Genomic DNA, 11808 nt, shown 5'->3' with positions numbered 1-11808 from the left:
TGCCGCCGGGAACGCAGCGGCTCGTTAGCATCGCGGTACCTTATAGCATCCTGCAGAGCTGAGCGCAAAAGATGCCAAAATAGGTGCCAAAGATATTGCCCAGAATGGCCAGCAATAGACCTACTGACGCCAGTCCGGGCTGGTAGACCTCTGCCACCACCGGGGCCGAGGCAACACCGCCAACATTTGCCTGACTGGCAGCAGCCACCAGAAACAGCGGTGCCTTCAGCAGGCTGGCAGCTACCAGCAGAAACAGGGCATGCACCAGCATGATCAACAGGCCTGCACCGATCAGCAGTAGCGCTGAGCCGAAGCTGGCCACCGATGCCTTGGCGCCGATGGCGGTCAGCACAAAATAGAGCAGCCAGGAACCGGCCTTGGATGCGCCATGCTGCTCCAGCTTGCGGGCCGGGGTGCAGGAAAGCAGCAGCCCCAGCAAAGAGACGATGACAATGGTCCAGGTGTAGCCGGAGATGACATCTTTAATAGCCGGTAACTGACGACCAAGCCAGTGCGCCATGCTGCTTCCTGCTGCAGCAACCGGCAGGATCAGCAAGAAACCACCCATGCTGAACCGCTGCTGTAGCGCCTGCCCGGCTGCCAGGGATCGGCTGCCAAGTTCATCAACAATCCGGCGATCAGCCCTGTTCCAACGATCAAAGGCCGGCTGCAGGGCAACACCGGCGATCAGGGTTGCCATCCAGAGGTAGGGCACCACCGTATCCACAATCACCATCGGCGCAAAGACCTGATCCGGCACACTCAGGGCTTCCTTGACCGCAATCATGTTGGCGCTGCCGCCGGTCCATGAGGCGGACAGGGCACCGAAGCCTGACCAGAACTGCTGACCGATCAACGGCTTGAGCAGACTGAAAACCAGGGCTGTACCAGCAACAATCCCCAATGCGCCCACAAAAAACATGACCAGTGCAGTGGGGCCAAGCCGCAGAATAGCCTTGATATCCACCGGCAGCAGGAGCAGCAGCAGACAGGCAGGCAGCAGCCAGGTGGTAATCATGCCAAAAACCGGACTTTTGGGGTCAATCAGGCCAAAACTACTGGCCAGCATCGGCAGAAAGTAGATCCAGAAAACCGGCGGCAGCAGGTTAAACCAGCCCTTGGTCCGCTGGTGGTTGGCCATTGACAGTACCAGCAGCTCAATGGCCAGCAGGACCATGATGATCAACAACGGCTGCTGGATCATGGCAACTGTAGTTCCACTCCGATGCCGGGTGTCGGGTTGCTCAGGTCAAACCTGCCGCTCTGATCCAGATAGGGGCTGCGGGACAGGGGGCCGTTGATAAAGAAGGTGGTGTCCAGATCAATCACCTCAAAGCAGCCCAGGGCTGCGGCAAAGTGTGCTGCAGCGGTAATGGCCAGACTGCTTTCCATCATCGCCCCCAGCATCAGCCTGATGTTGTTGCGACAGGCCAGTTCGGCAATCTGTACTGATTCTAGAATGCCGCTCTTCATGAACTTGATGTTGATGGAATTGACCGCCTGCAGCTTGATGGCCTGTTTAGCTGCTGCCAGTGAACCGACACTCTCGTCAGCACAGACCAGCATGCCGCTACCCTCCAGTGCGCGGGTGATGGCGGCCAGGCCATCCCAATCCCCCTTGGGAACCGGTTGTTCCAGCAGCATCGGGCGGATGCCGTACCCTTCAAGCTGTTTCAGAAACTTCAGCATGCCTGCAGCATCAAAGCCCATGTTGGCATCCAGAATCAGGCTGCTGTCAGGTGCAATCCGCTTGACCGCCAAGACCCGTTGCAGGTCCAGATCAGGGGCTTTGCCGATCTTGATCTTAAAGGCGTTAAACCCCTGTCCCGCATAGTGGCGTGTTGCGCTCTCGGCCTCTTCCAGGCTGCCGATTACGATGGTGATGTCGCTGGTAAAGCAGGGCCTGGGGCTGCAGCCGGGGGCAGGGCTGAACAGGCTGCCAAACGGCATGTCCCGACTACGGCTGACCAGATCCAGCAGTGCCATCTCAAAGGCTGCCAGGCCGGCATGGTTGGCATCAAAACAGGGACGGAACCCGTTGATCAGGGCTGTGTAATCAACAATGCTGCGTCCGACCAGCTGTTCTGCTACCTGTTGCAGATTGGCCAGGGTCTGCTCCACGGTTTCGCCGGTGATATGGGTGGCAACTGCAGCCTCACCATAGCCGCAGATGCCGTTGTCGGTTTCAAGCTGCAGAAAGACATTTTGCAACTGGTCGTGCTGGCCGGTGGCGATTCTGAAGGGGGTGTTCAACGGCGCTGTAACAATAGCGGCGCAGGCCTGTTTGATGCGTATGGTATCCATCGGTTACCTCATAGCTGTGGTTTGCTGCATCTGCCTCAATCCTTTTTCAAAAGCACCGTCACCCGGTTTGTTGCATCAACCCGTTGATAATCAATCTCCTGAGCCAGGTGAGTGATGATGTTCAGCCCCAGCTCATCGGGCAGGCGCTTCTTGTCTAACAGGTTACCTGTCTCTCCCTGATGTTCCAGAATGATCTCAATGGTTTCCTTCTTCTCAGAGTAGGCGATGGTCAGGTCAAGGGTCGTTGTGGCCAGCAGCGGGTTATGGATCTGCAGTAGCTCTTCCACCAGCAGTAGCAGATTGTGCCGGGTCTTTCTGGGCAGGATCTGACGTTCGCAGAACTGTTCAATCTCTGCGTTCATGGCATACAGGTCATAGTCAGGTGAGCTGATCCGATAGTTGAAGCTGCGGATCCGGTTGATAAAGGCCCTGGTCTTTTCCTTTTGTGGCTGTTCAAAGATCTGCTGCGGTGTCCCTTCTTCATAGATCAGGCCTTCATCCATGTACAGCACCCGATTGGAGACATCGCGGGCAAAGGCCATCTCATGGGTCACAATCAGCATGGTCATACCGTCTTTGGCCAGCCGCCGGATAACGGCCAGTACCTCGCTGACCATGGTGGGGTCAAGGGCTGAGGTCGGTTCATCAAACAGGATGATCTCCGGGTTCATGGCCAGACAGCGGGCAATGGCCACCCGTTGTTTCTGTCCACCGGAAAGTTCATCGGGAAAGCTGTCGGCCTTTTCAGCCAGCCCCACCAGTTTAAGGATCTCCAGGGATTTTTGTTCTGCCTCACCCCGCTGCATCCCCAGCAGCTTGATCGGTCCGATGGTCAGGTTTTCCAGCACCGTCAGATGGGAAAACAGGTTGAAGGATTGAAAGACCATGTTCATCCGCTGCCGGATTTTAGGGACATCGCTCTTTTTATCCAGCAGGTCAATCCCGTCCACCGTACTGGAGCCGCCACTGGGCTGCTCCAGTAGGTTGAGGCAGCGCAGGAAGGTGGATTTGCCGGTGCCCGATGGTCCGATAATGGAGATGACTTCACCCTTGGTAACGGTAAGGGAGATATCCTTCAGTACGGTGAGGTCACCGTAGGTCTTGGAGAGATGGTGTACCTTGATCATTGGTTGGCCACCTTTTTCTTTTTGAATTTTGGATCTGTGACCCGTTCCAGGTACTCCAGGGACTGCATCAGGAACCATGAGATCAGGAAGTAGAGTATGGCCACCATCACCAGCGGGAAGAAGGCATCAAAGGTGCGGCTGCGGATGATGTCACTGGCCTTGGTCAGGTCCTGCACTGCGATGTAGCCCACAATGGAGGTCATCTTGACCAGCGAGATAAACTCTCCTTTGTAGACCGGCAGGATCCGCCGCACCATCTGGGGCAGCACAATATGGAAGAAGGTGCTGGTCTTGGTGAAGCCCAGAGAAATACCGGCCTCAGTCTGTCCCTTTTCCACCCCTTCAATGCCGGTCCTGAAGATCTCTGCGGTGTAGGCGGCAAAGTTCATCCCAAAGGCGATGATTGCCACAATCACCGGGTTGATATTGACTGAGGCAAAGACCACATAGAAGATCAGCATCAACAGCACCAGTACCGGTGTGCCCCGCAGGATGGCGATGTAGAGCTTGGCAGGCAGATTCAGCAGGTTTGATTGTGCCATCCGCATGAAGCAGACCAAGGCACCCAGCAGGGTGCCGAAGATGGTGGCAAAGATGGAGATGATCACGGTGGTTTTAAGGCCGTCTAGGATCAGCAGATAACGCTTTTCATGGATGATGTTGCTCTGAAAGCTGGCAACGAGGTTGGTGATGAAGGAAGGGGCAGCCAGCTTGGGGCCATGACTTGTTGTGTCAGCATCAGCAGTATTCTTCTTCAGCGCAAAGACACTGGCCCCCAGTTCATAGTACGGCTCTGAAAAAGCGACCTGCTTCTTCCGCTCGTCGGTAATCATCAGGGTACTGAAGATAGCGTCGATCTTGTTGGTTGAGGCGGCGGCAATCAGGCTGCCAAACTCCATGTCGGCAAAGACCGGTTCCTTGCCCAGGTAGGCGGCAAACCGTTCAGCCAATTCAACATCAAAGCCGATCATTTTATTGTCTTTAATGATGGTGAACGGCATCCCCTTGTCGCTGACAATGCCGATCACCAGTCGGCCATTGTTCTTTGTATTGTCAATGTTTGGCATCTGGGTGCTGCCCTGCAGGATCCAGCGGGTGACCATGTCATTAAACTGGCCGTTTGATTTGATCTGACGCAGGAAGGTGTTGAACTGGTCTTTCAGTGCGTCATTACCCTTGTTAAAGCCGACTGCGATTGGAACGGAAAAGAGCGGTTTTCCCAGCAGTGCCAACTCTTTGTCTTGTCGCAGAACCTCCAGCAGGGTTTCGTGGGTATAAAAGGCAGCATCAACCTTGCCGGATTTGACCGCCAGTATCAGATCAGGAGGGCTTTTGTACTGCAGGATGGTGGCCTGGGGATACTGTTTGGTGGCGTAGGTGTCATGGACCGAACCCAGCAGAACGCCGATCCGTTTATCCTTCAGATCGTCGGCAGTGCGTAGCAGACCCCCTGCTTTTTCCGGTTTGGCGCCGGTGGTGCCGGAACTGGACGGAAGGTCGCTCCGTCTGACCAACGCACCGATGTCGTTAGTGATGTACGGCGCGGAAAAGTTGATCAGTTTCTTGCGCTCGTCAGTTACATTGAAATTGGAGAGGGCAAAGTCGATTTTGCCTGATTGCAAGGCAGGAATCAGGGCCTCAAAATTCATATCAACAATCTGAACTTTTTTGCCAAGCTGTTTGCCGATCAGCTGGCTCAGTTCAATATCCAGGCCGGTCAGTTTGCCGTTGGACTGGAAAGAAAACGGTTCAAGATTGGCACAGGTACCCATCTTCAGCACACCATTAGCGGCGGTGGTGTCGGTGGCCGACAGCGTTGGCGTTGCGCTGTACTTTGCGTCAACCCACTTTTGCCTGAGTCGTTGCAGGTCGCCTTCTGTTTTCAGGTTTTGGAGTGCCCTGTTTATTTCTGCAAGCAGTTGGCTGTTCTCTTTTTTAATTGCTGCAGCCACCTCCAGCTTGGCCACCGGCTTGTCAAGAATCACCAGTTCAGGGTTCTTTACAACCAGGTTCAGCAGTACGCTTTTGTCATAGATAAAGGCATCGGCCTTGTTGGCCTTGATCGCCAGGGCCGCATCAGCTGCGGCAGTAAAGGTCTGGAACTGTGCGCCGGGAAAGTTTTTGCGGGCAGCCAGATCACCGGCTGAGCCGTTCAGTACGCAGATCCGCTTGTTGCCCAGCCCTGCCAGTGAGTCGTCTGACGCAGCAGCAGTTTTTACCGCATTTTTTACCAGCATCACCTGGGCATTGGCAAAGTAGGGGCGGGTGAAGTTGACCGCTTTTTTGCGCTCATCCGTGGCGGTCATGCCGCTCAGGATCATATCTACCTTGCCTGACTGCAGGGCAGGTATCAGCGCCATGAACTTCATGTTTGAAAACTCAATCGGGCGGTTAAGCTTGATGCTGATCAGACGGGCCAGTTCGCCGTCATGGCCGGTGACCCGACCATCCTTATCCACAAAACTGAGCGGTTCGCGGGTGGCAGATACCCCGATCTTAAGCAGCTTTCCTGATGTGGGTGGCGTAAGCTTCAGCTCTTCATAGGGTCCGGTATCTGCCTTTAACCAACGCTTCCGCATGGAGGCCAGGGTGCCGTCTGCCTGCAGATCGCTAATAATCCGGTTCAGATCAGCCAAAAGCTGGCTGTCTGCTTTTCTCAGGGCGATGGCGGTGTCTTCATTATCCAGCGGTTCCGGCAGGGTGGTGAATTCTTTGTTTACCTTTGAGACCTGAACAGCGGTGGGCAGGGCGGTGACGATCGCCTCAAGCTGCCCCGACTTCAGGGCGGCAACCGCATCCATCACATCATCAAAGCTTTTTACCTGGGCATTGGGAAAGCGCGCTTTGGTAATCTCTTCGCCGGTGGTGCCGGTCATGACGCCGATCTTTGCTGTCTTGGCATCATCAAGACGGGTGATTGTCTTTTCTGTCTTGCTACAGCCTGCTGCGCAGAGTATCAACAGTAGCAGGCTGACGGTCGTCAGCAGAATCTTCTTCATGCAGCATCCCCATGTTTCAATGTGCGCTTCTTCATCGCTATAATCCGGTTGCAGGCCTGATCGATCCGTTCCCGTGAAATCCTGCCTTGCTCCACCATCGTTAACAGCAGCTCAATGGTGCGGGGCATGATGTCGGGGCTGTAGAGCTTGTCATTGGCCACCACCAGCAGATCAACCCCGGCATTAATCGCCTTTTCCACCGCGGTCTCATAGCTGTAATGTTGGATAATCGCCCCCATGTACAGGTCGTCGCTGACCACCACGCCGTTAAAGCCCAACTGTTTGCGAAGTATACCATCAATGGTGGCTTTTGAAAGGGTGGCAGGGTACAGGGGATCTATGGCGGTATTAAAGGTGTGGGCGGTCATCACCATATCGCACAGCCCCTGGCTGATCAGGTCACGGTAGGGCTGCAGTTCGTTTTCATGCCAGTAACGGGTCACATCCACCAGGCCCAGGTGGGAATCATCCCGAGAGCTGCCGTGGCCGGGGAAGTGCTTCAGGCAGGTCAGGATCTGGTGACGGTGGTGGCCCTTGATGAACTCGGCAGCATGGGCCGTTACCAGGGCAGGGTCGGCAGAAAAACTGCGCTCTTTGAAGGCGATTACCGGATTGTCCGGGTTTGTTGCCAGGTCAACCACCGGCGCCAGGTTCAGGTTGAAGCCGTATTCCTCCAGCGTTGCTGCAAGGCTGTCGCTGGATGCGCGGGTCAGCTCCAGTCGGTTCTGCTGCCCCAGATGCTTGGCTGATACCGTTGCCGGAAAGCCATAGCGATCCTTCAGCCGGGCAACCACGCCCCCTTCCTGATCAACCGCAATCAGAAGAGGCACTTCTGCTGCCTGTTGCAGGACACTGGTCAATTGCTTTAACTGGGCCGGGGATGTGATGTTGCGACCGGTCTCCCCCAGATCAATGTTGTTGTCAAACAGCACCACCCCGCCTGCACCGTAGCGCCGGATGGCCTGATCAATCGGGCTGCCCGGTTCCAGGGTCTCGCCGGGAAACCCCAACAGCAGCATCTGGGCGATCTTACGCTCCAGCGGCCATGACTGCAGGTCGGGAAAGCTCTGCCGGATTGCCGGACGGGTGGCGGCGCAGCCGCCCAGCAGCAGGCCGGGCAGCAACAGGGATGCACCGGTCAGGGCGCTGTTTTTGAGAAAGGTACGGCGGGTGCAGGTCTGCATGTTTCCTCGCAGGATTCAGTGTTTACGGCTCAAAGGTTGAGTACGGCAACGGGGATAAAGGTGCTGATTGGGATGCTCTTGTTCATGCAGTTCTCCTCCTTTTTAAGAATAAACGACTGCTTTCGACCGTTTAAAAGAAACCCGCCGGGGTACTTGAGGTAACGATAACACCGCCCTGTTTGTCCACGGTAACAACGTAGTCTTTTAGCAGCTTGGGAGCTGGCTCCTGATACTCCTTCAATACTGCCTTGCTGGGATCGGTACCGTCGGTGGTGTTGACCACCTTGATCTGGCTGACCGCTTTTACCGGTGATCCCAGCCCCGGCTTGGAGCTGTTGGGGTTGATGATCTCGGGGCTGCTTTTACTGCCGTCGCTGAATTTGACGCCGACGCCGAGTACGAAATTTGAGTTGTTGATGACCTTGACCATACCGGCTTCGGCGCTGCCCAGACTGCACAGTACGGTTGTCAGCAGGGTGGCGAATGCGGTGATGAGGGTTGTCTTTTTCATGGCGATCTCCTTGGTTTACGTAGGGACGTTCCCAAATGAATGGGGACAATAGAATGCTAATAGCGGTCGTTCGGTTGCTATTCTGACATTATCTGGTTTCCCTGAATACGGCCTCGCAGGCCTGTATCCTGGCTATACCTGTTACTTGTAACGAAGTGGCAGTTTCCCTTCATTCTGCCGTTGTTACCTTGTTCAGCAATAGATGTGCCAATGGCTAACATGCTGAATTAATGACCTTGTATCTCTGCGGCAGCTGCCAACTTACGCCTGGTTCTGCCAACATTGTTGGCGGTTTAACGGCTCTGCATTGTGATACGGAAACAGGCGGAACTCCGCTTCATTTTTTTGTCACCCGGCGTCCCTTGAATACGGTTTTTGTTGTCACTTCACATGAAGCTTTTCGAAAACAATCTTGCAGGCCTGTTCCTTGGTTACACCAGGGTCCAGTGCTACCTGTCCGGTCCTGTCGCCGCTTGCAGCACTCCCTTCCAAACAAGAGCCCATGTAACACTCATAACTATTGCCGCTTGTATGATAGCAAGCGTAGCATATGGATCTGTAATGGTGATTATAACCCCGCCTTGACGTATCCTGATACATCAGCTCGAAAGATTCCCATGTGCCCCAGCGCCAGAACTCGATGACAGAAGAGAACAGCAGCTTTGAAAAAGTACATTTCCATGGGCTTGCAACTGTGAAGGCTTCCACTTTTTTATACTCTTCTTCAATGTAAGTACCTGACCAGCTCGAAGGCACCGAGGCTGTCAGCGCAAGAATTGCCGCTGCGAGTATCATGAAACCTTTAAAGAAGTAGCGATGCATTTTGTCCTCCCCTTTGTGTTTAAGCGGTTTTCTGTCCAGCTTGAGCTGTTACAGCGACGGGAATCCGCCACCGGCTTGCCGGATAAGGCCCAGTAGTCGGGAGCCGGATGGGCAGGATTCTGGAAATAGACGTGGTCGCGGGATAATGGCACGGTTTTGGGGGCATATTTGGGGGTCGGGGCAGCTGCAGCGCTGATTGCCGACATGAAAAAGACGATCAGCGCCGCAGATCCGATCTGCTGGAGTAGGATTGCTATTGGGGGTCGATGAAACGATTTGCACGCTGCTTGCATGATGCTCTCTTGTCTGCCGAAGGGAACGGACTCCTTCTGTATCGATAGCTACTTGAAGCCGGTAATGGTTATGTTTCCGCTTCGGCTGTGTGAGAAACTCCCTTCCTTTGTCGTGTAGGTGGGAACCTTGCCGCTCAGGTGGCTGACATGGATGTTACCTGCCTTCAAGGCACACAGGTTTTGCTGGATATGTATCTTGGAAACTTCTACCCAGTTGTTACCAAATGGCGCTGCACTGTTTTGGATGAACGTCACATCGCAACTTGGTCCCTCCCCGCCGATTTGCTGAACATAAAGGTCGTTGGTGGCCTTGCCCATCAGTTTGCCTTTTGAACAGTACACATCACCGATCCGGTAGTCTTTTATAAACGCATACAGATCCAGAAAATGACAGCCATTGGCGTGAGCTGAGGCCGAAGAAGCCAAAATAACCAGGATACTGATGATCGTTGCCAGTCTCATGATACCCTCCTTTTGTATAAACTACTGTCTGAGCTTCCGTTTTCATTGTCCTGTGCCGCTATCCGTTGTCTCTGCTGCTGGAAAGTCCAGCTCTGTTTTCCGCTGTCGATCTATTTGACATAAATGAGAGAATAGCAGCTATTAGCGGTAGTGCAAGACATGGTAAACCAGTGGCTACATCCTGCTACGCCTGCGGTTAAACCGGATCGTACTGCAATTTAATACATGCTCCACCCGCCTACTTTAGCTACCACCTGAACGCTGCCTGGAAGCCTGTTTGCCAGCACTACCGTCAGTGAATCAGCGGAAGCCATGCTGACGCTAGAGCCCAGGCCACAGTCGCCATCATCATGAAATAGACCACCATCCCGATTACCACTGTGTTTTTTTCTTCATTTACTTTTCCTTATCAGGTTTATTTATACTCCCTCACCAGTTATCCCTACTGGTCAAACAGCAGCACTCCCTTATTGTTGCTAATACCGGTATTTAGATCGAGTGCTGCAGGAATGTCCAGAGACAGAGGTCCCCAGGTTTTACACTTTGCATGTAAGGTCACGCTACCAGTCATCGCAACCTCATAACCTGGTTTTACCTCAAGATGGAGGTTGCTGCAGGTGGTACTAAAATTTGTCCCTTTAAATTTTAGCGCTCCCGCTACATTTGAGATGCCCTGATTAAGATCGATTGCGGTTGGCCGTCCGATACGGCAATTCATTCCGAGAAAGTCACAGATACAGGGGGATTCTATGCCCGGGGTACACTTCATTGAGGTCATGCACACAGCGCTAAGGTACTTTCCTTGTAGTGATATGTTTCTGCAGGTTTCGCTGAAATCCTTTGCCTCTGACTGACCGGTGATTGTCGCCATGAGGAGTGCTGCTACAAGGAAACTTCTAATGTATTGCCGCGTCTTCATCAGGATCTTTCCCCCTGGAATTGTGGTGTTAAGCTGAATTAAGCGTTGAACTTATTCCGGCTAATTAGGGCAGAAACCGTATTTGACGTTCTCCAAGACAGGATCAGGCGGTATTGACGGTTTGGGGCAGACCCTGACACTGACACTGTATTTGCATTCGACAAAATTAAGGCCTTGTACATAATCGGTGCCGGCGCAGGTGCGGCCTGCCAAATAGATCCTATTGTTGTATTTATCAACCCTCCACCCCTCGATTGTCATGAGCGGCGTGTTATAGGGGGCTGTCCAGGTGTAGATCTGTCCCCGCTGCAGGACCACAGTATTTGTTGTCCCGCCGGCCTGCATGGTGATCGTGTAGTGATCAAACGGCAGGTCACTCGGCAACTGTACCTTCCATTGATAGGTGTTGGGAAGCTGGAGCTGAAACGCCCGAGCCCGATTTGGCGCAAGTATGGTCAGGCACAAGAAACAGAAAAACAGGGTAATGACACTGGCTGATTTCATGGCTATCTCCTGTATTGTAAGGTAAAATTACTAACGCAGAGTTCGTGCCAAATGATGAAAGTAGTTATATCAGTATATTATGTCATTGCTGTGCGCCAACATTCGTCCGGATACGCCAACAATGTCGGCATATAGCGCGCTAGGGCACTCCCGGTTTACTCTGTCGTCCCCGTCCGCCATTAGCAGGGCATTCAGCACCTTAATGACCGGATCACAGAAGCCGATCGGGTGACAATAGACGGTTACAACGGTCTGCCGTTCATGTAGTACACCCCAATACCAAGCGCATTGCATACCTTTTCACACGTGTCACCGATGATGGCGGAATAGCCCGGATTTTTTATCCTGCCAGGATAGGCCACCTTGATCTGGTAAATATAGGCATAGGTTGTCCATGATCTGCAATCAAGGTCTGTCGTGCCGTCCGCGACTTGGCTGCATTCCACCCGTGTCTTTACACTTGGCGATATGGTCGCGGAGTAGTCGATTTTGACACTCTTGATGATCTTGATTTGGGTGTCATTGTAGATGTAGTTGATCGAGCAGGAAAGTTTACCATCCATGCAACTTCCGGCCAGCACACTGCCGGGGGTGGCCGATACCAGACCGGCAATTGCCAGTGCAAATAGAGAGCTGCTATTTACTGACCACCGTATGCTCCTGCGCCTGCTGAACATGATGTC

Annotated in this window: 12 protein-coding genes; all 12 read right to left on the bottom strand. The window is 53.6% G+C overall.

Annotated elements, in window-relative coordinates; all coding sequences use genetic code 11:
- Positions 1 to 40: 40 nt before the first annotated feature.
- Complete coding sequence (locus B5D39_RS11015; protein WP_078790524.1) at positions 41 to 1204, bottom strand: DUF819 family protein; 1164 nt, start codon at positions 1202 to 1204, stop codon at positions 41 to 43.
- On the bottom strand, positions 1201 to 2304 hold the full coding sequence (locus B5D39_RS11010) for a dipeptide epimerase (RefSeq protein ID WP_078790523.1): 1104 nt from the start codon (positions 2302 to 2304) through the stop codon (positions 1201 to 1203). Before B5D39_RS11010 ends, B5D39_RS11015 begins: the two co-directional genes overlap by 4 nt.
- A gap of 35 nt (positions 2305 to 2339) precedes the next feature.
- Positions 2340 to 3431 carry an amino acid ABC transporter ATP-binding protein gene (locus B5D39_RS11005; protein WP_078790522.1) on the bottom strand — a complete coding sequence of 364 codons (1092 nt, stop codon included), beginning with the start codon at positions 3429 to 3431 and terminating at the stop codon, positions 2340 to 2342.
- Positions 3428 to 6430 (bottom strand): ABC transporter substrate-binding protein/permease, encoded by a 3003-nt coding sequence (locus B5D39_RS11000; RefSeq protein WP_078790521.1) that lies wholly within the window; start codon positions 6428 to 6430, stop codon positions 3428 to 3430. The genes B5D39_RS11005 and B5D39_RS11000 overlap by 4 nt, the downstream gene beginning before the upstream one ends.
- Positions 6427 to 7614 carry a glycoside hydrolase family 3 protein gene (locus tag B5D39_RS10995; protein WP_078790520.1) on the bottom strand — a complete coding sequence of 396 codons (1188 nt, stop codon included), beginning with the start codon at positions 7612 to 7614 and terminating at the stop codon, positions 6427 to 6429. Before B5D39_RS10995 ends, B5D39_RS11000 begins: the two co-directional genes overlap by 4 nt.
- Before the next feature lie 130 nt (positions 7615 to 7744).
- On the bottom strand, positions 7745 to 8125 hold the full coding sequence (locus B5D39_RS10990) for a hypothetical protein (protein WP_078790519.1): 381 nt from the start codon (positions 8123 to 8125) through the stop codon (positions 7745 to 7747).
- A gap of 381 nt (positions 8126 to 8506) precedes the next feature.
- On the bottom strand, positions 8507 to 8947 hold the full coding sequence (locus B5D39_RS10985) for a hypothetical protein (protein WP_078790518.1): 441 nt from the start codon (positions 8945 to 8947) through the stop codon (positions 8507 to 8509).
- Positions 8917 to 9240, bottom strand: a complete 324-nt coding sequence (locus B5D39_RS16815) for a hypothetical protein (RefSeq protein WP_139366755.1) — start codon at positions 9238 to 9240, stop codon at positions 8917 to 8919. Before B5D39_RS16815 ends, B5D39_RS10985 begins: the two co-directional genes overlap by 31 nt.
- Before the next feature lie 48 nt (positions 9241 to 9288).
- Positions 9289 to 9702 (bottom strand): hypothetical protein, encoded by a 414-nt coding sequence (locus B5D39_RS10980; RefSeq protein ID WP_078790517.1) that lies wholly within the window; start codon positions 9700 to 9702, stop codon positions 9289 to 9291.
- A 442-nt stretch (positions 9703 to 10144) separates the two neighbouring features.
- Complete coding sequence (locus B5D39_RS17455; RefSeq protein WP_425274633.1) at positions 10145 to 10420, bottom strand: CVNH domain-containing protein; 276 nt, start codon at positions 10418 to 10420, stop codon at positions 10145 to 10147.
- A gap of 261 nt (positions 10421 to 10681) precedes the next feature.
- Entirely contained in the window at positions 10682 to 11125 is a 444-nt protein-coding gene (locus tag B5D39_RS10970; RefSeq protein WP_078790515.1) for a hypothetical protein, read from the bottom strand.
- A 242-nt stretch (positions 11126 to 11367) separates the two neighbouring features.
- The gene (locus B5D39_RS10965; RefSeq protein WP_078790514.1) at positions 11368 to 11802 is read right to left on the bottom strand and encodes a hypothetical protein; all 435 of its coding nucleotides are present in this window, start codon (positions 11800 to 11802) and stop codon (positions 11368 to 11370) included.
- Positions 11803 to 11808 lie beyond the last annotated feature (6 nt).

The organism is Trichlorobacter thiogenes (assembly GCF_900167465.1).
Classification (GTDB): Bacteria; Desulfobacterota; Desulfuromonadia; order Geobacterales; family Pseudopelobacteraceae; genus Trichlorobacter; species Trichlorobacter thiogenes.
This window is presented reverse-complemented; position numbering and strand designations above follow the sequence as displayed.

Excerpts from the sequence above, each read along its gene's own strand:
- B5D39_RS11005 (WP_078790522.1), bottom strand. The coding sequence starts at position 3,431 with ATGATCAAGGTACACCATCTCTCCAAGACCTACGGTGACCTCACCGTA.
- B5D39_RS10970 (WP_078790515.1), bottom strand. The coding sequence starts at position 11,125 with ATGAAATCAGCCAGTGTCATTACCCTGTTTTTCTGTTTCTTGTGCCTG.
- B5D39_RS10980 (WP_078790517.1), bottom strand. The coding sequence starts at position 9,702 with ATGAGACTGGCAACGATCATCAGTATCCTGGTTATTTTGGCTTCTTCG.
- B5D39_RS16815 (WP_139366755.1), bottom strand. The coding sequence starts at position 9,240 with ATGCAAGCAGCGTGCAAATCGTTTCATCGACCCCCAATAGCAATCCTA.
- B5D39_RS11000 (WP_078790521.1), bottom strand. The coding sequence starts at position 6,430 with ATGAAGAAGATTCTGCTGACGACCGTCAGCCTGCTACTGTTGATACTC.
- B5D39_RS10995 (WP_078790520.1), bottom strand. The coding sequence starts at position 7,614 with ATGCAGACCTGCACCCGCCGTACCTTTCTCAAAAACAGCGCCCTGACC.
- B5D39_RS10965 (WP_078790514.1), bottom strand. The coding sequence starts at position 11,802 with ATGTTCAGCAGGCGCAGGAGCATACGGTGGTCAGTAAATAGCAGCTCT.
- B5D39_RS11010 (WP_078790523.1), bottom strand. The coding sequence starts at position 2,304 with ATGGATACCATACGCATCAAACAGGCCTGCGCCGCTATTGTTACAGCG.
- B5D39_RS11015 (WP_078790524.1), bottom strand. The coding sequence starts at position 1,204 with ATGATCCAGCAGCCGTTGTTGATCATCATGGTCCTGCTGGCCATTGAG.
- B5D39_RS17455 (WP_425274633.1), bottom strand. The coding sequence starts at position 10,420 with ATGAATTGCCGTATCGGACGGCCAACCGCAATCGATCTTAATCAGGGC.
- B5D39_RS10990 (WP_078790519.1), bottom strand. The coding sequence starts at position 8,125 with ATGAAAAAGACAACCCTCATCACCGCATTCGCCACCCTGCTGACAACC.
- B5D39_RS10985 (WP_078790518.1), bottom strand. The coding sequence starts at position 8,947 with ATGCATCGCTACTTCTTTAAAGGTTTCATGATACTCGCAGCGGCAATT.